The organism is Methanobrevibacter sp., assembly GCF_050872065.1.
Lineage (GTDB): Archaea > Methanobacteriota > Methanobacteria > Methanobacteriales > Methanobacteriaceae > Methanocatella.
In genome coordinates this window covers 1-1,648 of sequence record NZ_JBNMGD010000090.1, presented here as the reverse complement: position 1 = coordinate 1,648, position 1,648 = coordinate 1, and the positions used below count along the sequence as shown (strand labels likewise).

At 29.8% G+C, this 1,648-nt stretch carries 5 protein-coding genes; all 5 read right to left on the bottom strand.

All coding sequences use genetic code 11. The features are described from left to right. Window positions 1-4: 4 nt before the first annotated feature. Window positions 5-190: a hypothetical protein gene (locus ACR0P1_RS07830; RefSeq protein ID WP_432645849.1), complete on the bottom strand. Its 186-nt coding sequence runs from the start codon at window positions 188-190 to the stop codon at window positions 5-7. A gap of 162 nt (window positions 191-352) precedes the next feature. Next, window positions 353-712, bottom strand: coding sequence for a hypothetical protein (locus ACR0P1_RS07825; RefSeq protein WP_432645848.1), 360 nt, complete (start codon window positions 710-712; stop codon window positions 353-355). 9 nt (window positions 713-721) lie between these two features. Further along, window positions 722-901 carry a hypothetical protein gene (locus ACR0P1_RS07820; protein WP_432645847.1) on the bottom strand — a complete coding sequence of 60 codons (180 nt, stop codon included), beginning with the start codon at window positions 899-901 and terminating at the stop codon, window positions 722-724. A 1-nt stretch (window position 902) separates the two neighbouring features. Beyond that, the gene (locus tag ACR0P1_RS07815) at window positions 903-1,118 is read right to left on the bottom strand and encodes a hypothetical protein (RefSeq protein WP_432645846.1); all 216 of its coding nucleotides are present in this window, start codon (window positions 1,116-1,118) and stop codon (window positions 903-905) included. A gap of 29 nt (window positions 1,119-1,147) precedes the next feature. Beyond that, window positions 1,148-1,330: a hypothetical protein gene (locus ACR0P1_RS07810; RefSeq protein WP_432645845.1), complete on the bottom strand. Its 183-nt coding sequence runs from the start codon at window positions 1,328-1,330 to the stop codon at window positions 1,148-1,150. Between the last annotated feature and the right edge of the window lie 318 nt (window positions 1,331-1,648).

Below are 1,648 nucleotides of genomic sequence, written 5' to 3'. Positions count from 1 at the left end.
TTAATTACTGAAGGGAAATCTCATCAATAATTTCAAACTGGCTCAAATCGTTAGCATCAAACTTCTTATCCTGTTCACAATACATAATACCTACAAGACCAAGAGCACCAAATTGATTAGGAAGAGGCATAATCTGATATACACGATAAATCTTTCCATCAATTGAGTTCTTCTTCTTGCACTTAAACATACAACTATTATTATTAGACATTTTAATTACTCCTTAATTGTTTTTTTACTCTGTTTTTGCAACTTTTTTATTAAAAAACAAGGGAAATTGTTAATTTTTTAATAAAAATTGATACGATAAAATTTCACTTTTATTTTATCTTGTTTTATTTTGTTTTAATAATTAGTGATTGTCATTGTCGATAATCAAACTATAACATTTATTAAAAATATAATCTTCTAATGTAATTCCATCTCTTGCAAAAATATAATACATCCCGTCAGGAATATAATAATCAAGACTTTGATGGTCTACATAACCATCTTTATCAGGACTAATTTCAATTCCTGTAATGTGAATGTCATGCTTAGAAAGAGTATATTTTACATCATCTTCAAACTTCTGGAAATCATCAGATTCCATAACTTCTTTAATAGCTTCTTCTTTATCTTCTCTACTGCTCCAATTAACATTATAACCTTGGAAACAAGTTATAGCAGTTAAAATATATTCAAGTTTAGCTATTGCGCTATTGTCATCCAATTCAGAATCCTAATACCAGCCAAAAGATTCAAAATTCAACTTTAAATATTTTCCATAACCATTGTGACCATAATCTTCTTCAATATAATCATCTAACTGAGTATAATCATAATTGTCTTTATCACTAATACTCAATGAATGAACACTTGAAGAATTAGTCTCAAAAACATTTTCCCTAATTTGTTTCATATTAATACCTTACCCGATGTAATTGGTCAAAAATTTCAATCCGCTTATCAAAACCCAACGACCATAACACATCTTCCATTAAACTATCCATTGCTCTATGTCCCCACCCATTTAAAAGAGTTGCATCACCTTGACATAAATCTACAATCTCTTGCGCTCTTTCAGCAAATTCTTCTGGCGTAAAAGGAACAATTGTTTTACTTTCTAATACTTCCAAACATCAAAGTCTCCAATCTTGGCTAACTTTTAGCCAGCATCATAAATCCTCGAAGGGATTTTGCCACTATCCTTTTCAGGAACATAGCCATCATCTCTATTAAATTGTACATCAGGTTCAAACAGAGGTCGGAAATCTCCATCACCATCACTATAGAAACCAATTAAAGTAGAATGTCCAATTTTTCCACAGGCTTCCATATAACGTAACATAGAAAGAAAAGAATCAATCCATCTTTCTTCCATCGTACACTTAATATTAAAAGTTTTTTCCATTTCAAAAACTCCTTGAATATTTTTATAAATAAAGTATACCACAAAAAAATAAAGTTGTCAAGAAGTTCTAAAAACTTTTTCTTGACAACTTTATATTAAATCAATTTAAGTTACAAATCGTGCTTCTTATAATATTTTCTTGGAAGCCTATGCGTAGGTTCAGACCTTCCACCTTTTAACAAATTATAGAATTCTAATTTCTTATGTTCAGGTGTAAGATACTGGTCAATCCAAGAAATTTCAGGATGGTCTTTC

What these genes read in the sequence shown, in the direction of transcription:
- ACR0P1_RS07810 (WP_432645845.1), bottom strand. Translation starts at nt 1,330, where the DNA reads ATGTTACGTTATATGGAAGCCTGTGGAAAAATTGGACATTCTACTTTA.
- ACR0P1_RS07820 (WP_432645847.1), bottom strand. Translation starts at nt 901, where the DNA reads ATGAAACAAATTAGGGAAAATGTTTTTGAGACTAATTCTTCAAGTGTT.
- ACR0P1_RS07830 (WP_432645849.1), bottom strand. Translation starts at nt 190, where the DNA reads ATGTTTAAGTGCAAGAAGAAGAACTCAATTGATGGAAAGATTTATCGT.